The organism is uncultured Lacinutrix sp. (assembly GCF_947500325.1).
Lineage (GTDB): Bacteria > Bacteroidota > Bacteroidia > Flavobacteriales > Flavobacteriaceae > Lacinutrix.
The window spans coordinates 22,178-48,264 of sequence record NZ_CANMRQ010000008.1; the positions used below are offsets into that span (position 1 = coordinate 22,178).

Sequence of the window (26,087 nt, forward strand, 5' to 3'; positions counted from 1 at the left end):
TCAAACATTTTAGACCTAACTAAAGATGTTATTATTTTATTCCGTTTAATATTTGTTTTATATAATTGGTATCTTTCATTTCATTATAAACACCTTCAAAATCATCATTCTCAATAAGCTCTTTAAATTGTTCAAGATTAGATATGTAATCTTCTAGTGTTTCAATAACATTATCCTTATTAAGTTTAAAAATTGGCGCCCACATAGCTGGTGAGCTTTTTGCTAAACGTACTGTACTTTCAAATCCACTACCAGCCATATCGAAAATATCACGTTCGTTTTTTTCTTTTTCAATAACTGTTTTACCTAACATAAACGAACTTATATGAGATAAATGGGACATATAGGCTATATGCTTGTCGTGAGATTCGGGATTCATATAGCGCATACGCATACCTATATTTGAAAAGAGATTAAGAGCCTTTTCTTGCAACTTAAATGCTGTTTTTTCAACCTCACAAACAATATTGGTTTTGTGTTGAAACAAATCACGAATTGCTGCTTTAGGACCAGAAAATTCTGTACCTGCAATAGGGTGCATGGCTAAGAAGTTTCTTCTCTTTTTATGGTTTTCTACAACCTTACAAATATGAGATTTTGTAGACCCCACATCCACAACCAATCCAAAATCTGAAATTTTATCTAAAACTTCAGATAATATTCTAACAGTAGCATCTACTGGTATTGCAATAACTACTAAATCGGCTTTATCTAAATCTTCAATTGTAGCTTTTTCATCTATTACTCCTAATTCCAAGGCTTCATTAAGATGTGCTTGGTTATTATCAATACCAAAAATTGTTGACTCCGGTTTTTTATGCTTAATATCTAAAGCTAAACTACCTCCAATTAATCCAACACCAATTATATATATATTACTTATCATACTCTTGCTATTGCTTCTTCTATATCTTCTTCACTTGCACATAATGAAAAACGCACATAACCTTCGCCATTACTTCCAAAAACTGTCCCTGGAGCAATAAATATATAGTGTTCTTTTAATAATTTATCTATAAACGCTTCAGCTTTAAAGTGTGTTGGTAATTTTGCCCAAACGAATAAACCACAACTATCTTCTTGATAAGTACAATTTAGTTTTGTTGCTAGTTTCCAAATCAATTTACGTCTTTGCTCATAGACATTATTTAAACTTAAGAACCAAAGCTTACTACATTTTAAAGCTTCAATAGCTCCTTTTTGAATGCCATAAAACATACCTGAATCCATATTACTTTTTACTTTTAATATGGCATTAATATACTCGTACTTCCCTAAAACCATACCTACTCGCCAACCAGCCATATTAAAAGTTTTACTTAGAGAATTTAACTCTAAACAAACCTCTTTTGCGCCTTCCACACTTAATATACTTTGTGGTTTATTATTTAATATAAAGCTATAAGGGTTATCATTAACTAATAGAATATTATGCCTTTTTGCAAACGCTATTAATGCTTTAAAGTTTTTTAAATTGCCTTTAGCGCCTGTTGGCATATGCGGATAGCTAATCCACATTATTTTTACTTTAGACAAATCCTTCTTTTCTAGATCCTCAATTTTTGGGCACCAATTATTACCTTCATTTAAGTCATAAAAAATAGGTTCTGCTTCTAACAATCTAGTTACAGACGTATATGTTGGATATCCTGGATTTGGAATGAGTACTTGATCTCCAGCATTTAAAAATGCCATTGAAATATGCATAACACCTTCCTTACTACCCATTAAAGGTAAAACCTCTGTAGTATCATTTAAAAAAACATTAAAATGCGTTCTATAAAACTTTGTTATAGCCGATCTTAATTCTGGTAAACCTTGATAGCTTTGATATTTATGAGCATTACTATCACTCATACTTTCTTTAATCACTCTTATCACTTGACTTGGTGGTTGTAAATCTGGACTACCAATACCCAAATTAATAATGGGTTTACCACTAGCTTTAAGAAAATTAACTTCTTTTAGTTTCTTGGAAAAATAATACTCCTCAACACTATGTAATCTTTTTGCGAATTCCATTAGAGTTTAGCGTTTTTATATTCACCTAAAATTTTAAAATGTGTTGCCATAATATTTATAATTTCTTTTGCCTTTTCAAAGTGACTATACTCTTGAAAAGTGACATCTACAAAAAACGAATACAACCATGGTGTTTCAATCTTGGGTAATGATTGTATTTTAGTTAAGTTTAATTTACAATCACTCATTACATTAAGTATAGTTGCTAAACTGCCTCTTTTGTGATCGAGTTCAAATTTTAATGAGGCTTTATTTATTTCTGTCTTTTCAATTTCTGCATGATTTCTTTTTACTACTGCAAACCTCGTTTCATTATGTTTAATAGTTTGTATACTCTCTGCTAATATCTCTAGATTAAAAATACCTGCAGCTAAATAACTAGCTATTGCTGCAATTCCATTTATTTTTTCTTCAGAAATACGCCTCGAAACCTCAGCCGTATCTTTTGCTTCAACTAACTTAATATGAGGATACTTTTTAAAGAATACTTTACATTGCAATAATGCCATTGGATGAGAATGCACTTCTTTTATATCTTCAATACTTTGATTAGGCAATGCCATTAAATGATGTTGAATATCTAAATAATGCTCACCTACAATATGAAGGTTATTATTATCTATTAATGCGTAATTAGGTATAATAGAACCTGCTATAGAATTCTCTAAAGCCATAATAGCCGCATCTGTTTTACCATGTAATAATGTGTTGACTGTATCGTCAAAAGACAGGCATTCATCTACTAAGGTATTAGCACCAAAATAGTCTTGCGACACGATATGGTGAAATGATCCTTTTACGCCTTGGATAGCTACATTTTTTTGCAAACCGAACTTATTTTTTTAGATGTTAAACTTATTTAAACAAAAAAAGTCTCGATAAAAATCGAGACTTAGTTTTAAATATATATTTTACAATTACATATATAGCGTCTCGTTCCTTTTGTTAAAAAAGAAATAAAACCAACTAAAATATGTGTTTTGTATTGTTTTCATATTCATTATTCGCTAATACGAATATCTAATTATAATGCTAAAGTAAATAATAAATTGATATAACAAAATACTAAAGCTTTATTTTTAATGTTTTAGCTGAAGAATTAAAGATTTAAACTGAAACCATTGTTTAAATTATAGAATGTTTATTTTTGAAGCAAAGAATTTAAGATGTCTATAAAAGTTAAAAACATATCGAAGATTTACGGCGAACAAAAAGCCTTAAACAATATCTCTTTTGAAATTGAAAAGCCTGAAATTGTTGGTTTTTTAGGTCCAAATGGTGCTGGAAAATCTACAATGATGAAAATTTTAACCACTTTTATTAGTCCAACTGAAGGTGAAGCAGAAGTTAATAACCACTCTATTGCTACAGCGGCAAAACAAGTACAGCAAAGTGTAGGTTATTTACCAGAGCACAACCCATTATATTTAGAACAATATGTACGGGAATATTTAGCATTTAATGCTAATGTCTATAATATTAGTAAATCTCGTATTGAAGAGGTTATAACACTTACTGGTTTATCTCCAGAGTCTCATAAAAAAATAGGGCAACTCTCTAAGGGTTATAGACAGCGTGTTGGTTTGGCAAATGCTTTATTACACAATCCAGATGTTTTAATTCTAGATGAACCCACTACTGGTTTAGACCCAAACCAATTGGTAGATATTAGAAATTTAATTAAAACTATTGGTAAAGAAAAAACAGTATTTCTATCTACACATATTATGCAAGAAGTAGAAGCGATGTGTGACCGCGTTATAATAATTAATAAAGGTGAGATTGTTGCGAATAAAAAATTAAAAGAATTACGAGAAGGCCAAGAACAAATTGTTATTGTAGAATTTGATTACCGTGTTGAAGATGCTTTTTTATTAAAACTACCAAACGCGAAAAGTGTTACTAATACTCACGATTTTATATACGAAATCACTTTTTCTACTACACAAGATATGCGTTCCCATGTCTTTGATTTCGCTCATGATAATGAACTAAAGATTTTACAGCTTAACCAAAAGTATGCTAGTTTAGAAAGTATGTTTAGGGATTTGACTAGTTAGATTACTACTAAATGTATACGAATATTAATTACACAATTTAATTTTTGCCTTTTTGTGTAAATGTTGAATTTGACTTGTCGGTATTTTTATGTCATTTGAAAAGACATTTTAATATTATTAAAGTTCATATTTTCTAAATCGGTTTTTGATAGTCCGAAATAATAAGTTCCACTTCCTCCATATTTTGTTAAGTCAGTATTTGAATCATAACAGTCTAATTGTAATAATAATTCATATGTTTTTGATAATTCTATAATATCATTCCATCGTTTTTGATGTTCAGAACTTTCTGCTCCATAGAGCTCTAATTCTTTTGAAGCAAATTCATAAACTACACTTGATTGAATTGCTCTGTCGTGCCCTAGAATTTGGTGCATATTATTTGAATCTTGATAAAGTTCCTCTCCGATATATTCTTCTGTAGGTTGATAAAAATAGAAGTATAAATCATTATTATATTTTTTATCTAATTCAAAAAGTTTATAATTTTCGTCATCTGGAAGTGTATAAAATTCAAAATATTCAATTAAAGCTGTCTTAAAAGTTTGGTTTTCTTCAAGGTCTTTTGGAAATTCTGTTCTGATTAGGTTTTCACTTTCTCTGAATAGAAGTTTAAAAGGTTGGTTTACTCCATTAAATTCGTTCCATTCTTCGTCAAGACTTAAAAAGATATAGAAAAAGCCTTTTTTTGGCAATAAATTTTCTTTATCAAATTTCGTCAATTCTGCAAGATTGTATTGAGCACAAAACAGCATTGATTTTCCATTTATTGTAGGCCAATCAAAACCTTTTGGTAAATCAGGTTTTCCACCAATTTTAGATTTTCCAATTTTCACATTTTTATCATCACTGGATTTAGTTTTAATTCCAACAGTTGGTCTAATCATTTTGATTAGTTCCTCTTTGTCTTCTTTATCAATCTGGACTTCCTCCGAATTCCGAATGAATGACTTTATTTTATCTAAATTATTCTTTTTAAAACTAAACATTTGTTTTTCAGCTTCTTTTTTATTTTCTCTTTTATTAATCTCTAACAACTTCTTATATATTTGAATATAAAGTTGAGGAATATAATAATCAAAGTCGTTTTATCCTTCTTAATGATTATTAATTTTCTTTCTCTTAATAAGAGTTATTACTATCATAATAAGGGCTAAAAAGAGAGCTATATATAAGTAACTTATTACAAAATAGGTGTCTTTTAAGTTTAGAGTAAAATAATTGTCTTTCACAAAAAATCCTACTATTAAAATTATTAGAATTAAAATTAGTTTTTTCATAATTTGATATGTTTTTCGTCTAAGAAAAAGGCATTAAAAAATGTGAATTCTCCTTGAGGAATATCTTGAAATTATATGTCTAATATTCTTTAAATACTAATCAAGAGGAATACTAAATGTTATTTCACTCATATTTTGTCGATGCCTTAAAAAGGCTTTAATCTGAAAATTTTCTTTTTTCCAAATAATAAATAATGGGTTTTCTTCAAAAGTTCCTTCTCTTAAATCTATATCACTTTTTTTAAAATGTCCCTCGTTAGATTTTGTTTCACTTACTACCTTTCTTTTTTCAATCACAAATATACTAGTAGGTTCTCCATATTTTTTAATAAATGCATCATAAAATTGACGGTTTATTACCTTAGGAAAATGAACCGAGATTGATTGCACTGTATCTTTTTCATTAGTTTCTATGCTTAGAGAATTATATTCCATACCATAGAAATCTTTCTTAATAGATTTATCAGATATGTAATAAAAACTTTCACTAAAAAGAGTGTTTTCAAAATCACTTCCAATTGCTTCTTTGGTAATTGAAAGATTCTTATCTAATAAATGCTCAAACCTTATGTAATCCATAAAATAGCTGTTTGTATTTAAAAGTAACAATAACAATAACTTAATCATATTCTCATTATTAATTACAATCATACGGATTACCTATTCCTATAACACTCGTTAAATATGGAGCTGGGCTAGGTATAGGAAAAGGTTCTACTGTAGTACTAAAACTTCCTCCAACTAGAGATAATTGGCTCATAATTGCTTCTTTAAAAACATCAGCTAGGGGAATAAAACATGATACCATAGGTAATTAACAGCATATCGCACATGTCTTTATCAAAACAGGCTTTTCAATACATTTTTGTTCTTTTTTTGAAGATTTCCAAACATAATTTTAGTTTTTGTAATTATAATCAAAACTCTTGATTAAATCTTTATTTTGAGGTTTTGTATTGTAATCTGTTAAAGTATAAAGTTCAAATATCTTAGGTGTATCTATATCATAAATTTTTGCTTGTATAATTAGCCCTTCTAGTTTTAGTTTCTTTTTTAGTTTTAAGAAATCATAGTAATGTATAGGAACGTTAATCTCTGTCGACAAATACAGTTCTGCTACTTGTTTTAATACTCCAATGGAAGTATTTATTGCTTCTACTATTTTTACTTTATAACCGTTTAGCCCTAAAACTGATATAGTATCATTTCTATCTATTTTTATATCATAACTTGTTTTCCAATTTAAATTTTTACTTGCCGAAAAATTCACTTTATAACAATAGTAATTTAGTTCTGTTGTTCTATTTGTGTAATGATCAAAATTGCTTGTAATTAAAGAATGCTTAGCTTCTTTCGTTTTTATTATAACAGTGTCTTTAAAAACAAAATATTCAACATTGGTATCAAGTTTTTTATTTTGCACGCTCTTTTTTAAGTCTTCATTTATTTTTTTCATAAACAAAGAATCTTCTTTTGTTTTTATTTCGTTCTGAATAAAATTACTTTTTAAAATAGATAAAAATTGATCTTTATCTATTTTAAACGATATATTATAAGATAGCTTTCCTTTAAAATCTTGACAGAAAGATATACTTGTTATTAAAGATAAAAATACAAGCAATAGTTTTTTCATTGGTTTTTAATTTTTATTAAATAATTTCTTGAAAAAACCTCCAGTATTATTTTGTTTAATTTCTAATTCTTTTTTTAAGTTATCATATTGTTCTCCATCTACAAGTTTAATTCCCATAATATCGAAACACACATTTATAACCTCGAAGAAATAATCTAGTTCGTTTTTCATACTAGTCCACATATTGGTAAATGGTTTACTTTCTATATAAATAAAGTCTTCATCGCTATGTGAAATATGGTAGCTACCTAACTTAGCAAAGGCATAGTTTGTTTTATCAAACTCTTGTGGGTTAGTAAAAGCAGCATAAATAATATTGGTATTATCTTCTAACTCTTGCTTACTATATTTTGCCTCCCAATTTTGTTGTATTAGCCCTTGTATTATGCTTTTATTTACCTCTATTTTATTTTTAGGTATGTCTTTACGATACTCAGCATTGGGTTTAGGCTTTTCTTGCTTGGTTTTTATATTAGGTTTATAGTCTGGCTTTAAAAAATCATATTCTATTATATACTCTTTATTTGGCTTAATTGGTAATAACTCTTTTGGTAATAAAGGATGATCTATGTCTACCTCTATACTTTTAATCCATGCTAATTTTGCATATACTGTTGCTTCATAAGATATAAGCTTATGACTTATCATGCCTTTATCTGGTGATTTATTATGGTTTTTAGGAAGCAAGAAGAACTCTAAAAGTTCTTCTACTCCCTTTTTATCACCTTCAATTATTGCTTTTAAAATAGCAGCGTCTTGCTCTTTTAAAGCATAATTTTTGTGTTTTTTTTCAAAAACATCTAATAACTCTAAAGCTTTTTCTTTATTGTCTTTTAAAATTTCTTGAATTACATATCCTAATGTATGTCCATTTGTAAGTCTAAACTCTTTTGATGGGATTCTATCTATATCTATTTCAATAAAGTTTTTTATCAATTCATTACTATCGGAAAACAAAAAATAAAAATTATTAATTTGGGTTGGGAAATATTTAAAATTATCCCATTTATTAATAAATTCTAACAATTTCTGTCCAGAATAAATTGACTGTTTAGCTTTATTAATATTATTTTCTTCAAAAAAATAATATAAAAATTTTGATACACAATCAGATCTTAGAGTTGAAGCTATTCTAAGAATATTATGTTTTGGATTATTTTGAATAGCATCTAAATACTTAATTTGTCTTTCATTAGTTTTATCAAATGCTTTTTGTAAGGTAATCATATGCCTATTTTAAATTCTAAAATCCTGTTATATTAGTAATTATAAGTTCTCCTGTGTTTTTGTTAACACCTGAAACTAAATGTGTTATAGTTCCACCATCAATGTTGATGAAATTATTAATCTCACTTGCTAAGTCTGCTAAGTCACCACCTTGTAAATCCATTCTAACTAATACATCATCAATCCAATCTGTTGTCATTTGTGTACAACCATTGCAACTTGAACCTGTCGTACCCACAACATTATGGGTTAAATCTATAGTGCCAACACTACTAACCTGTTTACTTTCGTTAATAATAATATCTGTAATGTTACCACTTGGGTCTCTTTTTATAAGTACATTATCAAAGCCATTATTTCCTGGTAAATGTACATCAAAAGATGGAGGTACATACCCATCTTGATGTAATAGGTTTTGCATTAAAACCTCGGTTTTATCACCTCTTAGGGTTTAATAAGTCAGATAATATTAATCTTTCCTATTCTAATATTAGTTCTTGGAATATTTCTAATTACTCAAAAATAATACGACCAGTAAACTGTTTTAAATATCTAACTCATGCTAAGGCTCGTTCGTTTGTAACGAATGTTATAAACAATAAAACTCAATATTATAACAAACAAAAGCTACAATTACTATTGCAACTTTTGTTTATTTCTAATCTCTTTCGTCACTCGTTAAAGACCAGCGATAGCATTAGACTTGACTAGTAAAAATAAATACCACTAAAATATTTATCTACTAATCTACACTTAAAAAATTCAAAGGATATCTAGTATATGTTTCCGTTTTTTGATCTTCATTAAGATTTTCATATATATTATTATAAGTTTTTAATGCATATTCATTTCTTAATGACTTTATTACTTCTTTTATATTTTTTTCACAGCTAAGTACTTCTTTGTATTTAGTATCTCTTTCAGTTTTGAAGAAAATAACATATTTAGATTTATTCTCTAGCACATGATTTCTAACAATTATTTTTAATTGTTCTATTGTTTTTTTTACTTCATTTACATATAAAGTATTTCTTGAATCTAAATATATATTTAAGGCATTTTCGGCATCTAAATTCTGTAAATCTATTTCATTAATCCCTGCTTGAGTATCTATAGCGCAAAAAAGATAAAAAGCTCTTAACTTATAGTAATCAATATCAAAATCACTATCCGATAATACTTTTAGCATCTCTTTGGCTTTAATATGAGGTTTGGCATTATTAAATAGAGCTTGTTTAGTTCCTTTTAGTTTGGATAAATCGTAATTTAAAGAATCTTTTAATATTGTTTTTTTGCAATCATAAAATTTGTTTGTGTTTGCTTTTTTTATTTTCTGAGTTTCAACACAAAATAATTTAGATGGGGTTATAATATTTTTATTTGCAAAGTTTTGTACTAAAACCCTATAACTTTCTCCACTACTATCTTCTACAACACCTTCATTTATTAAAAGTGTTTCATAATCTAAAATTAATTGTTTTAGTGAAGTTCCCTCATCTGAAATAGCTTTGTAAGTGCATTTCATTAATTCACTCTCAATTCTTTTAGATTGAGAATAAATATTGGATATATTAATAAATAATAATAGAATAGATATTATAAACTTATTCATAATATCGATCTATTTTAAAGACATTTTCACAAGTTCATATTTAGTTTCTACACCTTTAATTATATTACTTTCTTCAATAATCTCTAATGGAAAATAATTATCTAGTATAATCTTATTATTTATTACCGGATGAAATTTACTTTTAATTTTATCTGTAACAAACATCTTTTGTGTAGAAGTAAAGACACTACTAGTAGTATTTGGTATAATATCTTCTAGTATATTAGAATGCTCTACTTCAATTTTAAAACAAACAAAACCATTAATTATCTTTGTTTCATTTTTAAATTCTTTTATTTTTAAATTATTATCATTGGAATATTCATATTTCTTATTTAGAAAATATTTTGAAACAGAATCTGATTTAGCTAAATAAAACCAAGTTTTTTTATCCCTATTAACCACTCTGTAATCTCCTATTATTTTTGCATTAATTTTTTCGGTTATTATAATCAAAGAATCTTGATAACTATGTCTAATATTTTCTTTCTTCCCATTATAAATAAAGGAAAATATTTTTTTACCAATAGAACTAGTCTTTAAGCTTAACATTCTATCTAATTCAATGCTATCTATCGGTTGATTTAATTGTTTTCTTTCATCTATGATTTGTTGCTTCATCTCACTAACTAATATTGCATTTGTTTTTTCAGTAGACGTATTAAACTCCTCTTCATTAAGTACCGAACTAATTTTTGAAAATTCAATGTCTCCTTTTTTTGGAAAAAATATTTTGGACTCAATTTTAGATGTTTTACAACCCATTGTAACAATTAATCCTATGATACATATTATATATTTCATAAAACTTTTATTCTTTTGTCTAATTCAGATATTTCTTTAAATGCCATTCCAGTGTATTTTTTTTCCTCTATGGCTTCTTTTAATTGTTCTGAAACATAATATCCGCCTCCTATGGGGTAACGTGCTGTTTTAAAAAAGTCTTTTTTTGCACTTTCTAAATTTAGAATAAGTTTATTACATTTAATCATTTTATTTTCCTTCATAGAAGATTCAACTAAATTTATATATTCTGAATAATCATTAATCCTAATTTTACCCATATTTGATTGCCAATTGCTTATATCCCCTAAATAAAAATCGCTTTTTTCAAAATCAATAAAATTATCTTTAGTTGGTATTGGCATATGAAATAATTTATAGTTGTTTAAAATTTCTGATTTATAATGTACTTTTAAATCCCATGTTTTAAAATCCACAACATCAAAATCTTTTAAAAACTCGACAAAAGAGTCTTTAATAATTAAAAATTTTGAAGAACTTATGTAACTTCCTTTTATATAAGTTGTAAGTTTTGCCTTAGGATTAATTACAGGTTCTGGAGTAATTAAGTTCTTAATCGGTTTTAAATAATCTAAATCTCTTAAATTACCAATAGCTTTTGGAGAATCACATTGAGGGTAATGTCCAATCTCTTTATTATCTATTGAGTGTGTAAGCCAATAATATTTCATATGTTTACGGATAAACTATTAAATCTGCAATCTGACCAAGGTTTAATGTCGGATTGTTGTTTATTAATCTCTTACAACTTCTATTTTTGATTTGCTCTTTCTTTTGAGGCTTTCAACAACAATATTCTTACATTTATTACTCCTTATAGAACGCCTGATTTTTCTCATTACAGGCCTAGAAACATAATAAAACCCTTTATCTTTTGTTGAAATTTTAAAAATCTTAGATTGACTTTTATGAGCAGCAAAAATTAATTTCCCATTTGGTAGTTTATCATATAAACTAGAATCTATGGAGTCATGATTTTCAATAGCCTCACAAGTGTAATACTTACTGATTTTTGATTTTTTATTCTGACTAAAGCTATTAATTGTAGATATAATAAATAAAATATAGACTATTTTTTTCATAATTAATTAATTGGGATTAATACTATATTTCCATTTGGATCTACTTCATAATATCCTCCAACAAAAAGCTCTTCAAAAAGTAATCCTAATTCTAATTCTTCATTATCTTGCATTGTTCCATCAAAAGCATTATCAGCAAAATGCACATATTCATGTAAACATACAGCAAAAGTAACTAACCCATCAAACAACTGCAACTGTTGTGTTTGCTCTGTAGTTGGATTTTCAATTGCTGCCAAAGCTTCAAGAGCATTAACTAAATCTACATCTATTACAATTTTATTTGGTTCTAAAGGGTTAAATCTACCTTTAATTTCTTGTCCATTAACAACACCTAATTGCTCAATATGGATTTCAGGTCCTTCTCCCCATGTAAAATCTTCTTTTATTTCTTCATCACTTAAACCTGTTAAATTAGAAATAGTATCTATCAATCTAGTATTATTTTTAAGATAAGGAATATATTCTTTTAACAAGATTGTTAGCTCGGGATAATCAATTGCATAAGTGCTTCCGTCAGGGTATTTAAAGAATGGAGCTATGGTGATTAATGTCCCTTCAATAGCTGCGTTAATTATTTCTTCGGCTAGCTCTTCATCATCAGAATTAATGATTAAAAAATTAGAAACTAATTGATAAACTTCAAAATTATCTGCATGTGTTATCCAGTCTATCTGCCCTTGGGTTAAATCTAGCTGGTAAATAGGGCTTATATTTAAAACACCAACATTAGTACAATCTTCGTATGTTCCCTGTGGTTCTGTAGTTGTTGGCGTAGCTATAGTTGTTTGTAAATCTATTTGTGCCATTCTATTGCCAAGCATATGGCAATAACATTCTCCATCACCTCTTGGTCCATCACAATGTCCTGTTTGTGAACCATTTGAGTTCCCTCCACCATCTTCTTCCTCTTCATCTTCACTTATTTCTTCACTATCTCCAGAACTATCACCTCCAAAAGGGACATATACCCAAGGATTCCATGGTGAATATCCCGTATCAAGTCCTGTGTCAACTACTGGGATAGTATTGGTATCATCATTAGAATCACCATTTGGATTTGTAGTATTGTCTGCACAGGGGTTTCCTCTTGAACTCACCGCAGATACTAAACCATTGTTTAAGGTATAAGTGTTAATTAAATTTCCTGAGTAACTATAGATTTCTACACTTCCTGAGAAGTTTTTTAAATCTCTATCTTTAGTATTATGCCACGTTTCATTTGGTATATACTTAATAAAGTAACTCTTTATCTCATTTTGAGGTTCTTCTATGATAATTAGGTTTATAAAAGTCTCTAAATCATTATCTATTACTTCAAAAGTGTATTTATTAGTATTAGTAACATCATTTCTTAGTCGTAAAACTTGATTTGTGTTTATATATCCCAAAGGTGTCTGCTCTACTTTTGAATAGGCCTGAGTTTCTGTACTCTTAGTTATTTTTTTATTTTCTACTTTAACTCTAAAACTACCATTGGTCTCTTTTTTTAAGTAGTCAATAATATGTGGGACATCTTTAGCGTATAAGGTGCTTTGTAAAGCAATCTCTTCATGTTGTTTTTCAATAAAAACGTCTTCTTCTTTTTCACAATTAGTGAATAAAGCGACTGTTAAAAACAGCATTGCAAATTGTAGGTACTTTTTAAATTTTAGTTTCATAGAGTTAAGGTTTGTAATGATTAAGCGAAATTAAATATTAATGCTTGTTTGTAAAAGATATAACGAGTAAACTATTCTTTTTATTGAGTAAACAGAGCTTTTAAATGAGGGAATACAATAATTAAAAATTGCAGTGCAAATAAAAGACTTTTCTTACAGAATAAAAATACGTAGAACTACGTATTTTATCAAGTTTTAATTATATAAGATTCCTGCTTTCGCAGGAATTTTACTCAAAAATAACACGGCCAGTAAACTCTTCTTGAATATCTAATGTTGGTGGTGTATTTACAACAATAACATCTCCTGTACTCACCAATTCTGCTTCTAAAGATACTTGAGGATTTATAATAATATCATTTGTACCACGATGGTAAATATCTGCATTTTGTGCTATAAGATTTCTACCTTCAAAACGCCCATCGCCAGAGGCATGGTTAACTTTTAAATTATTAACTGTACCACTTACATAAGTTGTGGTTAAATTATTGATTACAACAAAAAGACTATTAGCATTTACCTCAACATCAAAAATACCTACATTACCAAAATCGCTTGATGAATCGTCTTCTGAAATTAGTTTTAAGTCACTATAATTTAATACTCCATTACTTCTAACAGTAAATTGACTGCTATTTCTTATTTCGGTAATATTTGATGCACTAACATATATCTTAGTTATACCATAATCTCGTGTAAGATTACAACCGTTTTCGTCTTTTAAAAGTAATCTTCCGTTTTCAACAGTTACTTTTACATCATTCAATAAATTCTCCCCTGTTTCTACAACTACACTTTGTGTAGTATCATCTGTAACAATTAACTCTACATTTTTAAATGCAGTTATTTTTGTAAAAGCACCAACAGTAAATTCTTTCTGGATTATATCTCCTGTATTTTGAAAACAATCTGGTGCATTTTCACTATCGCAACCTACTAAAGTTAGTACTGTAAATATGTATAATAGTTTTTTCATTTTATAATCTTATTCCAATTCCTAATTCTACTGCTTCTGCCTTTGCGGCATGCGATTTTAATGTTAGTGCCGCATAAAATTTATTGCCTATGTAACGTTTTAAGCCTATTCTATTATACACACGTCCTTCAAAATCAAAAGGATAGTAAACATAATACCCTAACTGCGTTATTAAAGACGTTTTACTAATAAACAACTCATGCCCTACAAATACACCAACACGTTTATAATCTTCATTTCCTGTTAAATTATCTAGAGGAAAAGCGACTGCTCTATATTTTATGTGTTGTTTTAAAAAATTAGAAAAGAAAACGTCTGTCCCTAATTGAATAGCACTTTTTCTATTTAAACGTTTATCTGCATAAGCAGAAACGATATAAAAAGCATATTGACCAGTGCCTATAATATCACTTTCATTAACTCCTGTTCTAAATGCTAGATTGTATTTAATTTTTTCAGTAAACTTTTTATCTTCAGTAGATTCAATATACTCTGGTTGGTTTTCTGCATCAAGTAAATAATTCACACCAAGGTTAAACGTGATACTATTAATAGAACTATTTGGCGCCTTTACATTTGCATTTGAATAATGTATTAAAGATAATCCCGTTTGTAAGCCAAAACCTTTAAATATATTTTCCTTTTTATAATTAAGCATTAAATAAGTAGAACTTAATACACGAGTTCCAAAAGCCGTATTTCTAAAATTTTCTTTTTTATCGTACGGATTTGTTGTTACTGCCAAACCTTGACCTATTCTAAACATTAAATGACGTTTTAGAAAATAAAAATTATAGTGCGCATATATACCATAATTATCTCCTAAAAACTCATTTTTTAAATCTTGATATATAAAAGACGCTCCATAATCTGGATAGTTATAACGACTTTCCCATGTATTTTTTCCAAATGTTTTTTGGTTATAACTTAAAATAACACCAGTAGGATGCCCTGTAATTAAATGTGAAATATCACTATTGTGTTCGGCTATATTTCCATAGAAGACATTTGCTTCTAGAGTGAATGGATTCTTTTGGTCTTGAGCATTAGTAAACAAAATGCTTAAGAGAAAAATACTGCTAAAAAAATACTTCATTAATTTATTTAGTTAAGACCGCAAATGTAAAATAAATTAAATAGAGTATTAATATGATTTTGTATTTAGATATTATAGTTCATCAAACAATGGAGAAGACAAATAGCGATCACCTCTATCGCAAATAACAGCAACAACCAATCCTTCTTCTATTGTTTCAATAAGTTTTAATGCAGAAGCCACAGAACCACCGCTACTCATGCCTGCAAAAATCCCTTCTTCTTTTGCCAGTCTTTGAGACATTTCTATTGCTTCGGTTTGATTAACTTCTATTATTTTATCAACTTTGGAAGGGTTAAAAATACCAGGCACATAATCTGGTGACCATTTTCTAATACCAGGAATTCTAGAACCATCTTCTGGTTGTGCTCCTACTATAGTAATGGTATTATTTTGCTCTTTTAAAAAAGTAGACGTCCCCATTATTGTTCCTGTAGTTCCCATAGCAGATACAAAATGTGTTATTGCTCCATTTGTGTCTCTCCAAATCTCTGGTCCTGTTGTTTTATAATGCGCTTTCCAGTTATCATTATTTTCAAACTGATTTAATAGCACATATCCTTTTTCATCTCTCATATTGAAAGCAATGTCTCTTGAGCCTTCAATGCCTTTCTCTGAAGATGTTAAAATCACTTCTGCACCATAAGCCTTCATTGTCTTAACACGCTCTATAGTGGCTGTCTCTGGCATGACTAATTTAATTTTTAGCCCAAATAGTTGTGCTACGTATGCTAATGCAATTCCTGTATTACCACTTGTTGCCTCTACTAAAGTTCCGCCTTCTCTAATCACTCCTTTTTTTAATGCTTCAGCAATCATATTATAAGCTGCACGATCTTTAACGCTACCGCCAGGATTATTACCTTCTAATTTTAGAAAAAGTTCTACGTTAGGTTTGTTTACTAAACGTGTTGTTTTTACTAGCGGAGTGTTTCCTATTTGACTTAAAATCCCTTCTGTCTTAACCATTTCTTCTCGTGCTTATTTTTATTTCTGATTGATACGTTACTAGTGAATTTTCGGGTACAGATTGTGTAATCCATACGTTAGCTCCAATAATACTATTTGCTCCAATAACTATATCTCCTCCTAAAATAGTAGCATTAGCATAAATAGTAACATTATTCTCAATTGTTGGGTGACGCTTAATAAACGATAAACTTTTTTTAACCTGAATACCTCCTAAAGTAACTCCTTGATATATTTTTACATGATCCTTAATTATAGTCGTTTCACCTATTACAATTCCGGTTCCATGATCTATAAAAAAAGAATTTCCTATTGAAGCTCCTGGGTGAATATCTATTCCTGTAATACCATGTACATATTCACTCATCATTCTAGATATTGAAAAAGCATCTAATTTATACAAGGCATTACTCAATCTATATATTGCTATAGCATGAAAGCCTGGATAAGCAAGATATACTTCCTCTAAACTTTTAGTAGCGGGATCATTTTGTTCTATAGCAATAGCATCTAAATCTAGTGCTTCTCTTATGTCCTTAAATTGTGATTTAAACTTAAACCAAATTTCATCTACTTCTAAATCTAATGTATTTGTTATTCTAAAAAACAAGACCTCAATAGCTTCTATATTTTTGTTATAATAACCTTGATCAAATAGCGCATAAAACAGTTTTTTAGTAAACGTTTTTACAGTGTCTTTTAAGCAAATATTGTAATTAGTTCTCGTTTTTTTTTGAGCAATCTCTTTCATAGTTTATTATTTATGATTCTGGAGCTAATTCAATTTCTAATTCATTAAGCTTTGCTGTTATTGGTATTTGACAGCTTAATCTGCTACTCTCTTTAACATCAAAAGCTTCAGATAACATGGCATCTTCTTCATCTCCTTTTACATCAAGATCATGCTTAGATAATACATAACATTGACAGGAAGCGCACATAGCCATGCCACCACATATACCAATAGTACCTTCTGGAGCCAACTCATATGATTTAATAACTTCCATTAAATTCATAGCCATGTCTGTTGGTGCCAACACTTTGTGTTTTTCACCTTCTCGATCTGTTATATGTATGGTTACATCTTGCATTACACAATAGCTTTTACAACAGCTTTTGGAGATTCTTTACGAGTACCATCAAAGCCATTTATACCACTAACTGTTGTGTATTTTAAAACAAACTTCTTTCCTGGGTTTAATATTTTATATGCAGATTGGCACATTAATGTTGCCTCATGAAATCCACAAAGAATTAATTTTAACTTTCCTTCGTATGTATTAACATCTCCAATAGCAAATATGCCAGGGATATTAGTTTGGTAATCTAAAGTGTCTACTTTTATTGCATTCTTTTCAATTTCTAATCCCCAACTCCCAATAGGGCCTAACTTTGGTGACAACCCAAAAAGAGGAATAAAATAATCTGTTTCCAAAATAGCCTCTTCACCATCTTTTGCAACTGTAATAGCTTCTATATTATTTTCACCATGCAAAGCTGTAACTTCTGCCGGAGTTATTAAATTTATTTTATTTAATAACTTCAATTCTTGTACTTTTTCTACCGAATCTAATGCGCCTCTAAACTCATTACGTCTATGAATTAAAGTGACTTCTGATGCTACGTCGGCCAGAAAAATACTCCAGTCTAGTGCTGAATCTCCACCACCAGCAATAACCACTTTCTTATCTCTATAAGCTTCTGGATCTTTAATAAAATAAGCGACTCCTTTATCTTCATACTGCTCTATGTTTTCTAACTTAGGCTTCCTTGGCTCAAAACTTCCTAAGCCACCAGCTATAGCAATAATAGGCGCATGATGTTTTGTTCCTTTATTAGTAGTAACAATAAAGCTTCCGTCTTCTTGTTTTTCTATTGTTTCTGCACGCTCTCCTAAAGTAAAACCAGGTTCAAATTGCTTGCCTTGTTCTAATAGGTTTTGTGTTAAATCTCCTGCTAATATTTCTGGAAAACCAGGGATATCATAAATAGGTTTTTTTGGGTATAATTCGGAGCATTGACCGCCAGGTTGTGGTAAGGCATCAATTAAATGGCACTTTAATTTTAACAGTCCTGCTTCAAATACAGTAAATAAACCCGTTGGCCCTGCTCCTATTATTAGTATATCTGTTTTAATCATTCTATTATATTTTTTCTACTAAACCTTTAGTAAATTCATTTAATGTTTCAACCTTATGTTCAAAATCTCCTTTTATTGTTTTTATATATTTATTTAGATTTCTTACTAAATCGTCTATATTTTCTGGTATAACATCTTCAAAAAATTGACGTAATCTTTTCGCAGTCGTTGGAGATTTACCATTAGTTGAAATTGCGACTTTAACATTCCCTTTTGTTACAATTCCGCCCATATAAAAATCACAATATGGCGGATTATCTGCTACATTAACCAACTTACTTTGTGCTCTACAATCTTGATATACTTGAATGTTAACTTCTGGATTATCTGTCGTTGCTATAACAATGTGCTTTCTATCTAAATAGTTAATATTATAATAATCTTTTATTAGGTTAACATTGCCTTTTCTTGCCACTTCTAATGTTCCTTTTCTATACATTGGAGACAACATCGTTACTTTAGCATCTGGACTAGATTTTAATAAGAATGTAAGCTTCTCTTCTGCTACATATCCACCACCAACAATTAGAATGTCCAGGTTTTTAACTTTTAAAAACAATGGATATAAATTATTTCTTTCCATAAATTTTAAACTAAAACTGGTTCTGAAAATCGTGTTACCCTATTTGCTTTTTCATACATAGATGATAAATCAATACGCTCGTTAACTACTTCTCCAATAATTATTATTGCTGGAGATGCTAGTTGTTTTTCTTTAACTATTGCTTCTATAGTATCTATAGTACCAATGCCAACTTTCTCTATATCTGTAGTGCCGTTTTGTATAATTGCTACTGGTGTTTCTGACTTTCCTTCTGCAGAAAAGAGACGAGTAATTTCTGAAAGTTTTCCCATTCCCATTAAAACAACTACTGTTGCTTTAGATTTTGCTGCCAATGCAATATCTCCAGAAATTTCATGTGATTTTGTAGTGCCAGTAATAACCCAAAAACTTTCAGAAGCATTTCGTTTAGTTAACGGAATTCCTTGATATGCAGGTACCGCTGAAGATGATGAGATACCAGGTACTACAGCAACTTCAATTGCATAATCTTTAGCATATTCTAACTCTTCTGCTCCTCGTCCAAAAATAAATGGATCACCGCCTTTTAAACGTACAACATGCCCACATCGCAACGCCCGTTCAACAATCATCTCATTTATTTGATTTTGCTGATAGGCATAACAACCTTTTCGTTTTCCTACAAAAATAAGCTCTGTATGTTTTGATGCATAGTCTAATAAATCTTTATTAACAAGAGCATCATATAAAATAACATCGGCAGACGCTATTGTTTTTACTGCCTTTAAGGTGATTAAGTCCGGATCGCCTGGCCCAGCTCCAACTACTGTTAATTTTGGTATCATGATTTTTAATTTTTAACAGCTAGTTGTGTTTCTCTATATTCCTTAACGGCATCTAGAAAATAACGCGCTGAATTAATATAATTAGCTGCAAAGTCTACAGTTGGCGAATAGACTTTTATTTGATATACCACATCTGAAAATGAAGTATCTATATTTATTTTTTTGGTTTCAACAAACAACTCATCAAATTGCTTAATAATACTTGCTTGCGTATTTGTTTTTATATTTTCTGAAAGTAAAATTGCTTTTGCAGAATTTACCATGGAACGGTATGCTTCGTAGATAGCACTAGAATACACTTTATTATTAAATGCTACTTTAGCTTCTTCTATTTTCTCTTCACTTTCTAGAAACAATGTGGAAATTAAATCGATAACTACTCCTGCACATTCTCCAATACCTATTGCTTTAACATAATGCTCTTCTGTTCCCCAATCAATAAAATCTTCCTGTGTTAAATTATCTATATTAGATAAATCTGTTAATAGTTCATAGAAGTATTTCTCTCCTTTTTCTTTATAGTAGTCAGCATACAATTGCTCTTTTCCGTTAGCTTCATAATCATTAAGAATACGACGTAATGCTTCTGGACCTCTACGACTTGGAACCTTGACTACTTTATCTGCAAAATAAGCTTTACCATTTCCTATATTTCCTCCGCCTAAAAGCACTTGTAATCCCGGAGCAACTAATTTATCTTTAGTTCTTATAGACATACCTTGAAAACCAATGTTTGCCATATTGTGTTGTCCACAAGCATTCATACAACCACTAATTTTAATCACTAGATCTTCATTTTGTAAATAACTAGGGTATTCTGTTTTTATAATACGCTCTAATTCTTCAGCAATACCAGTACTACTTGCAATTCCTAAATTACAAGTATCTGTACCAGGACATGCCGTTATATCTACTGCTTTATTATATCCTGCTTCAGCAAAACCTAATTTTTCTAATTCTGAATAGAAAAATGGAATCAAGTCTTCTCTAACAAAAGGAATTAATATATTTTGCCTTAATGTTAAGCGTATTTCTCCTGCTCCATATTGCTCAACTAAATTGGCCAACAAACGTGCTTTATCTGTATAAAAATCTCCTAATAATACCTTTACCCCAATAGCAAAATAGCCCTTTTGTTTTTGAGGAATTACATTTGTAGACTTCCATAAATCGAAGGCCTTTCTATCTTTTATTTCTACAATAGGCGTTTCTACTTCTACTGGAATAGAGGTTACATAATCCGTTTCATCTATTTTTACCGTTTTAAATTCAATAGCATTTTGCTCTTCAGCTACTAATTCTTTAAAAGCCTCTAAACCAATATCTTTTATTAAAAATTTCAACCTAGCTTTAGCTCTACTTTTACGCTCTCCATAACGATCAAACACTCTTAAAACACCTTCCATTAAAGGAATTATTTTATCTGAAGCTAAGAATTCGTAAAACACATCTGCATGTCTAGGCTGAGAGCCTAAACCACCACCTAGCATTACTTTAAAGCCTTTTATACCGTTTTCAATTTTAGCTATAAAGCCTAAATCATGCATATATGACAATCCTGTATCCTCATCTGTAGCAGAAAAAGAGACTTTAAACTTCCTACCCATTTCTTGGCAAATAGCGTTTCTTAGAAAAAAACGAAATAGAGCATCTGCATATGGAGACACATCAAAAGGTTCGTTAACATCTATTCCTGCTGTTTCACTTGCAGTTACATTTCTAACTGTATTTCCACAAGCTTCTCTTAAGGTTACATTATCTTTTTCTAATTCTGCCCAAAGTTCTGGCGTACGATTTAAATCTACATAATGAATTTGTATATCCTGACGCGTTGTTATATGCAACCGACTTCTTGAATACTCGTCTGAAACTTCACTAATTCTTCGTAATTGATGACTTAACACCTTACCATATGGTAGCTTTATACGAATCATTTGCACACCATGTTGACGCTGACCATAAACACCACGAGCTAAACGCAAGCTTCTAAATTTTTCTTCGTCGATTTTTCCATTATGAAAAAGCTCTATTTTATTAGCTAATTCTATGACATCCTTTTCTACTATAGGATTTTCAATTTCTGTTCTAAAACTTTGCATTATTATTAATCTTAGCTTAAAACTACTTTTACGCAGTTTCTTATTTATAATTTTTACTTGTGAAGAAAAGCTTGTTTAGTTAATAACTCATCTTCCGTCTCTACATAATCATCATCAGGTACGCAACAATCTACTGGGCAAACTGCGGCACATTGTGGCTCTTCATGAAACCCAACACATTCTGTACATTTATCTGGAGCTATAAAATAAAACTCATCCGAAATAGGTGTTTGTTCTTCATTTGCATTTATCTCTATACCATTAGGCATTGCTATTTTGTCATCTACCAACGAGGTTCCATCTTTGTATTTCCAACTTTCTCCACCTTCGTAAATAGCAGTGTTTGGGCATTCTGGTTCACAAGCACCACAATTAATGCATTCGTCTGTTATTATAATTGCCATTGCTTTTATTTAAAAGAGTTATTGGATAAATCCTGCACCGACTGTATTATTAGATTGATTATCTATTAATATAAAAGAGCCATTTGTTCTGTGTGATTTAAAAGAATCGTAAAAAACAGGTTTATTTAACTTAAAAGAAACTGATGCTATGTCATTCATATTTAAAGCCTTTGCATTCTCATCGATTCCTGAATAATCTGGATTTATTTTATGATGTATACGATCTACTTTTGCTAACACTTTATTTACTCCATGCTGTATTATATACTTGCTTCCTAGGGTTAATTGTTGTGAATCCATCCAAGAAATAGTTGCAACAAATTGTTTATCTATAGTTGGCAAATCATTAGCTTTAACAATCATATCGCCGCGGCTAATATTTACATCGTTTTCAAGTGTTATTACTACAGAAGAGCGTCTTGAAGCTGTTTCTACTTTTTGATCATGAAATAATATTTCTTTTATTTTAGATCTTGTTTGTGAAGGCAACACCACTACTTCATCTCCTAGACTAAGTTCTCCTCCATATATTTTTCCTGCATAACCTCTAAAATCATGGAATTCTTCGGTCTTTGGTCTAATTACATATTGTACTGGAAATCTTGGTGTACCTGTATTGTATATATCTTGATTATCTATTTTTTCTAAATACTGTAATAATGTTTCACCAGTATACCAAGGTGTGTTTTTAGATTTATTAACTACATTATCTCCTTTTAAAGCACTAACTGGCACAAAAGTTATTTTTTGGTCCTTATAATCTCTTTTACTCATTAAAGCTTCAAAGTCTGCTTTAATTTCATCGTATTTTTCCTTAGAAAAATCTACTAAATCCATTTTATTTATAGCGACTATAACTGTTTTAATTCTTAATAGATTATTAATAAAAAAATGACGATTAGTTTGCTCTATAACACCTTTACGAGCATCAATTAATACTATAGCTGCTTGAGATGTTGAAGCTCCTGTAACCATATTTCTAGTATACTCGACATGTCCAGGTGTATCTGCAATTATGTAACTTTTATTTGCAGTAGAAAAATAAATATGTGCGACATCTATTGTTATACCTTGTTCTCTTTCTGCTACTAATCCATCTGTTGCTAAAGAAAAATCTAAATAATCGTAACCTAGTTGCTTACTCTTTTTTTCTATTGCTTCTAATTTATCTGTAGTTAGTGATTTGGTATCGTAAAGTAATCTTCCAATTAATGTACTTTTTCCATCATCTACGCTTCCTGCTGTTGCTATTTTTAAAACTTCCATTTATTATATTTAATTACTTTATATTAAAAATATCCTTGTTGTTTTCTTTTTTCCATTGCAGCCTCAGAACGTTTATCATCTATTCTTGCTCCTCTTTCTGAGATTGAAGATTCTCTAATTTCTTGTACCACACTTTTAATATCTGCTGCAGTAGATAACACTGCCGCAGTACAACTCATATCTCCTACTGTTCTAAATCGTACTATTCTTTCTATAACCTCCTCGTCTTTATCTCTATAAACCACATCATCATCTGCAGACCATATTAAACCATCTCTTAAAAATGTAGCTCTTGTATGAGCAAAATAGATTGAAGGAATTTCAATTTGTTCTTTTTGTATATATGACCAGACATCTAATTCTGTCCAGTTAGAAATAGGAAAAACACGTACATTTTGCCCTAACTCGATTTGGCCATTAAGCATATCGAATAATTCTGGCCTTTGGTTTTTCTCGTCCCATTGCCCAAAATCATCACGTACAGAAAAAATACGCTCTTTTGCTCTTGCTTTTTCCTCATCACGTCTTGCTCCTCCAATACATGCATCAAACTTAAATTCTTCAATAGCATCTAAAAGAGTAGTAGTTTGTAATACATTTCTACTAGAATATCTTCCAGATTCTTCTTTAACTTTACCTTCATCAATAGAATCTTGAACATTTCTTACAATAAGTTCTAAACCTAATTCTTTGACTAAGCGGTCTCTAAATTCTATAGTTTCAGGAAAATTATGTCCTGTATCGATATGCATTAATGGGAAAGGAATTTTTGCTGGATAAAATGCCTTTTGCGCTAGACGCACTAAGGTGATTGAATCTTTTCCCCCAGAAAATAAAAGCACTGGCTTTTCGAATTGAGCAGCCACTTCTCGCATAATGTATATAGCTTCACTTTCTAATGGATTTACTTTTGATGTATCTTTCATTTGGTTATTATATGTTTTAGAGGTATTAAGCATGTAATCCACACTCTCTATTAGCTAATTGTTTTGTTGGATCGAAATATTTAAATTCATTTGGCAAATTATTTTCTTCTAAATAGTCATCTAATTCTTCATCTGTCCAATTGTAAAAAGGACTCACTTTTATTACTCCATTTTTATCTTGAGAAACAATATTTATACTGTCTCTAAATGCAGTTTGTCCTTTACGTAAATTTGTAAACCACACATCTGGTTTATGCTCATCCATCGCTCTTTTAAAAGGCTCTAATTTTACTTGTTCTGTAAATATCTTATGCGCAGGATTATTAATTTCGGGAATACCTAAAACGATATCTCTATGTGCTGTTGTTTGCATTGGCACAAATAATTTTACATTTAAATTTAATTGCTTAATAACTTCTTCTGCATGTTTATATGTATTAGGTGTATTATACCCTGTATCACACCAAACCACTTTAATATCCTTTTTTATTTGACTTGTAACATTTAAAATAGCAGCTTCATAGGGTCTAAAATTAGTTGTAACTAATGGCGATTTAGCAATTCCTATTGCCCATTTCACAATCTCTATAGGTGTTTTACCTTGTAACTTTTTGTTTATTTTATTTAAGTCTAATTCCATTATTTTCCCCATTTTATTTTATTCCAAGCACGCTCATGAAAAAAGTACAAACCCATTTTTGAGACTAGCTCAATTCCTCCAATTGAAATTGCCATTGCTATTGTTCCTGTAATTAAATACGATATAAGTACAGTATCTAATGTCCCAATTACTCTCCAACTAATTGTTTTCATTAAACTTCTCTTTATTTTCTCTTCAGAGGTTTTGTTTTCTATTTTATTTTGCGCACCATTTAAAGAAGTCTCTTTTCCTTCTTTTTTAATGTCATTTTTATATAAAATATTTATCATCATTTTTATTACTATTTAATTCCTATAGGAATACTAGGAATTTAAAACAAATGTAAATCAAGAAATTAAATCTAGCAAAGTATTTATGTTATTTTTGAGAAATTAAATCTGAGAGTGTTGTATTATTAAATATTTTTAAAGTACTATCTCTTACATCTAGCATTAGATTATGGACTGCACAAACAGTTTCATCAGGACAATCATCACATCTCTCATAAAAATTAAGACTTACACACGGTACCATCGCAATAGGCCCTTCAAGTGCACGCATAACATCAGCCATTTTTATATCTTCTGGCTCTTTTATAAGATAATACCCTCCTGTTTTTCCTTTTTTAGAACCTAAAACTCCATTTTTTTTAAGAGTTAGTAATATACTCTCTAAAAATTTTTGAGATATATTTTCTGCTTTAGAAATGTTTGCAATTTGAACAGGGTCGCGTTCTTCTTTTTTTCCTAAATGCACTAGAGCCTTAATTCCATATTTTGTTTTCTTTGAAAGCATACAACAAATGTACTTATTTTTAATTAT

Annotated in this window: 30 protein-coding genes; 1 reads left to right on the plus strand and 29 read right to left on the minus strand. The window is 29.7% G+C overall.

Features of this window, described 5'->3' with window-relative positions:
* Positions 1–31: 31 nt before the first annotated feature.
* Genes Q0997_RS11270 through Q0997_RS11280 form a run of 3 tightly spaced genes read right to left on the minus strand, consistent with a single transcriptional unit; the run spans position 32 to position 2,849 of the window.
* A complete protein-coding gene (locus tag Q0997_RS11270) occupies positions 32–886 on the minus strand; it encodes a prephenate dehydrogenase (protein ID WP_299888909.1) in 855 nt (284 codons plus the stop codon).
* Complete coding sequence (locus tag Q0997_RS11275) at positions 883–2,022, minus strand: aminotransferase class I/II-fold pyridoxal phosphate-dependent enzyme (RefSeq protein ID WP_299888911.1); 1,140 nt, start codon at positions 2,020–2,022, stop codon at positions 883–885. The genes Q0997_RS11270 and Q0997_RS11275 overlap by 4 nt, the downstream gene beginning before the upstream one ends.
* A complete protein-coding gene (locus tag Q0997_RS11280) occupies positions 2,022–2,849 on the minus strand; it encodes a prephenate dehydratase (RefSeq protein WP_299888913.1) in 828 nt (275 codons plus the stop codon). The genes Q0997_RS11275 and Q0997_RS11280 overlap by 1 nt, the downstream gene beginning before the upstream one ends.
* Positions 2,850–3,188: 339 nt before the next feature.
* On the opposite strand from Q0997_RS11280, the gene gldA reads away from it, so the two are divergent.
* Positions 3,189–4,082 carry a gliding motility-associated ABC transporter ATP-binding subunit GldA gene (gene gldA, locus Q0997_RS11285; RefSeq protein WP_299888915.1) on the plus strand — a complete coding sequence of 298 codons (894 nt, stop codon included), beginning with the start codon at positions 3,189–3,191 and terminating at the stop codon, positions 4,080–4,082.
* An 86-nt stretch (positions 4,083–4,168) separates the two neighbouring features.
* Here the strand turns inward: gldA and Q0997_RS11290 are convergent, their stop codons facing one another.
* From Q0997_RS11290 to Q0997_RS11415, 26 genes are all read right to left on the minus strand, one after another.
* Positions 4,169–5,119 (minus strand): DUF1963 domain-containing protein, encoded by a 951-nt coding sequence (locus tag Q0997_RS11290; RefSeq protein ID WP_299888916.1) that lies wholly within the window; start codon positions 5,117–5,119, stop codon positions 4,169–4,171.
* A 339-nt stretch (positions 5,120–5,458) separates the two neighbouring features.
* Positions 5,459–5,941: a hypothetical protein gene (locus Q0997_RS11295; RefSeq protein WP_299888918.1), complete on the minus strand. Its 483-nt coding sequence runs from the start codon at positions 5,939–5,941 to the stop codon at positions 5,459–5,461.
* Between the two features lie 58 nt (positions 5,942–5,999).
* Positions 6,000–6,122 carry a hypothetical protein gene (locus Q0997_RS11300; RefSeq protein ID WP_299888920.1) on the minus strand — a complete coding sequence of 41 codons (123 nt, stop codon included), beginning with the start codon at positions 6,120–6,122 and terminating at the stop codon, positions 6,000–6,002.
* A gap of 138 nt (positions 6,123–6,260) precedes the next feature.
* A complete protein-coding gene (locus Q0997_RS11305; protein ID WP_299888922.1) occupies positions 6,261–6,995 on the minus strand; it encodes a hypothetical protein in 735 nt (244 codons plus the stop codon).
* 6 nt (positions 6,996–7,001) lie between these two features.
* Positions 7,002–8,222 (minus strand): Imm49 family immunity protein, encoded by a 1,221-nt coding sequence (locus Q0997_RS11310; protein ID WP_299888923.1) that lies wholly within the window; start codon positions 8,220–8,222, stop codon positions 7,002–7,004.
* A gap of 16 nt (positions 8,223–8,238) precedes the next feature.
* Complete coding sequence (locus tag Q0997_RS11315) at positions 8,239–8,643, minus strand: hypothetical protein (RefSeq protein WP_299888925.1); 405 nt, start codon at positions 8,641–8,643, stop codon at positions 8,239–8,241.
* A gap of 321 nt (positions 8,644–8,964) precedes the next feature.
* The gene (locus Q0997_RS11320; RefSeq protein ID WP_299888927.1) at positions 8,965–9,834 is read right to left on the minus strand and encodes a hypothetical protein; all 870 of its coding nucleotides are present in this window, start codon (positions 9,832–9,834) and stop codon (positions 8,965–8,967) included.
* A gap of 9 nt (positions 9,835–9,843) precedes the next feature.
* Positions 9,844–10,638: a hypothetical protein gene (locus tag Q0997_RS11325; RefSeq protein ID WP_299888929.1), complete on the minus strand. Its 795-nt coding sequence runs from the start codon at positions 10,636–10,638 to the stop codon at positions 9,844–9,846.
* A complete protein-coding gene (locus Q0997_RS11330; RefSeq protein ID WP_299888931.1) occupies positions 10,635–11,309 on the minus strand; it encodes a hypothetical protein in 675 nt (224 codons plus the stop codon). Before Q0997_RS11330 ends, Q0997_RS11325 begins: the two co-directional genes overlap by 4 nt.
* A gap of 63 nt (positions 11,310–11,372) precedes the next feature.
* A complete protein-coding gene (locus Q0997_RS11335; protein WP_299888932.1) occupies positions 11,373–11,720 on the minus strand; it encodes a hypothetical protein in 348 nt (115 codons plus the stop codon).
* Positions 11,721–11,722: 2 nt separating this feature from the next.
* Positions 11,723–13,381 (minus strand): hypothetical protein, encoded by a 1,659-nt coding sequence (locus Q0997_RS11340; RefSeq protein WP_299888934.1) that lies wholly within the window; start codon positions 13,379–13,381, stop codon positions 11,723–11,725.
* Between the two features lie 229 nt (positions 13,382–13,610).
* Complete coding sequence (locus tag Q0997_RS11345; protein WP_299888936.1) at positions 13,611–14,357, minus strand: head GIN domain-containing protein; 747 nt, start codon at positions 14,355–14,357, stop codon at positions 13,611–13,613.
* Between the two features lies 1 nt (position 14,358).
* The gene (locus Q0997_RS11350) at positions 14,359–15,453 is read right to left on the minus strand and encodes an acyloxyacyl hydrolase (RefSeq protein WP_299888938.1); all 1,095 of its coding nucleotides are present in this window, start codon (positions 15,451–15,453) and stop codon (positions 14,359–14,361) included.
* A 72-nt stretch (positions 15,454–15,525) separates the two neighbouring features.
* A complete protein-coding gene (gene cysM, locus Q0997_RS11355; protein ID WP_299888940.1) occupies positions 15,526–16,422 on the minus strand; it encodes a cysteine synthase CysM in 897 nt (298 codons plus the stop codon).
* Entirely contained in the window at positions 16,415–17,173 is a 759-nt protein-coding gene (gene epsC / locus Q0997_RS11360; protein ID WP_299888942.1) for a serine O-acetyltransferase EpsC, read from the minus strand. The genes cysM and epsC overlap by 8 nt, the downstream gene beginning before the upstream one ends.
* Before the next feature lie 10 nt (positions 17,174–17,183).
* Positions 17,184–17,513, minus strand: coding sequence for a 2Fe-2S iron-sulfur cluster-binding protein (locus tag Q0997_RS11365; protein ID WP_299888944.1), 330 nt, complete (start codon positions 17,511–17,513; stop codon positions 17,184–17,186).
* Positions 17,513–18,562, minus strand: a complete 1,050-nt coding sequence (locus Q0997_RS11370) for an NAD(P)/FAD-dependent oxidoreductase (RefSeq protein ID WP_299888946.1) — start codon at positions 18,560–18,562, stop codon at positions 17,513–17,515. Before Q0997_RS11370 ends, Q0997_RS11365 begins: the two co-directional genes overlap by 1 nt.
* A gap of 4 nt (positions 18,563–18,566) precedes the next feature.
* The gene (locus Q0997_RS11375) at positions 18,567–19,145 is read right to left on the minus strand and encodes a bifunctional precorrin-2 dehydrogenase/sirohydrochlorin ferrochelatase (protein ID WP_299888948.1); all 579 of its coding nucleotides are present in this window, start codon (positions 19,143–19,145) and stop codon (positions 18,567–18,569) included.
* 5 nt (positions 19,146–19,150) lie between these two features.
* A complete protein-coding gene (gene cobA, locus Q0997_RS11380) occupies positions 19,151–19,930 on the minus strand; it encodes a uroporphyrinogen-III C-methyltransferase (RefSeq protein ID WP_299888950.1) in 780 nt (259 codons plus the stop codon).
* Positions 19,931–19,935: 5 nt separating this feature from the next.
* A complete protein-coding gene (locus Q0997_RS11385) occupies positions 19,936–22,029 on the minus strand; it encodes a HEPN domain-containing protein (protein WP_299888951.1) in 2,094 nt (697 codons plus the stop codon).
* A gap of 53 nt (positions 22,030–22,082) precedes the next feature.
* Positions 22,083–22,433 carry a 4Fe-4S dicluster domain-containing protein gene (locus tag Q0997_RS11390; protein ID WP_299888953.1) on the minus strand — a complete coding sequence of 117 codons (351 nt, stop codon included), beginning with the start codon at positions 22,431–22,433 and terminating at the stop codon, positions 22,083–22,085.
* 18 nt (positions 22,434–22,451) lie between these two features.
* Entirely contained in the window at positions 22,452–23,699 is a 1,248-nt protein-coding gene (locus tag Q0997_RS11395) for a GTP-binding protein (RefSeq protein ID WP_299888955.1), read from the minus strand.
* A gap of 23 nt (positions 23,700–23,722) precedes the next feature.
* Positions 23,723–24,658: a sulfate adenylyltransferase subunit CysD gene (gene cysD / locus Q0997_RS11400; RefSeq protein WP_299888956.1), complete on the minus strand. Its 936-nt coding sequence runs from the start codon at positions 24,656–24,658 to the stop codon at positions 23,723–23,725.
* Positions 24,651–25,265 (minus strand): phosphoadenosine phosphosulfate reductase family protein, encoded by a 615-nt coding sequence (locus tag Q0997_RS11405; protein WP_299888958.1) that lies wholly within the window; start codon positions 25,263–25,265, stop codon positions 24,651–24,653. Before Q0997_RS11405 ends, cysD begins: the two co-directional genes overlap by 8 nt.
* Positions 25,265–25,558 (minus strand): DUF2061 domain-containing protein, encoded by a 294-nt coding sequence (locus Q0997_RS11410; RefSeq protein WP_299888960.1) that lies wholly within the window; start codon positions 25,556–25,558, stop codon positions 25,265–25,267. The genes Q0997_RS11405 and Q0997_RS11410 overlap by 1 nt, the downstream gene beginning before the upstream one ends.
* An 85-nt stretch (positions 25,559–25,643) precedes the next feature.
* Complete coding sequence (locus Q0997_RS11415) at positions 25,644–26,060, minus strand: Rrf2 family transcriptional regulator (RefSeq protein WP_299888962.1); 417 nt, start codon at positions 26,058–26,060, stop codon at positions 25,644–25,646.
* Between the last annotated feature and the right edge of the window lie 27 nt (positions 26,061–26,087).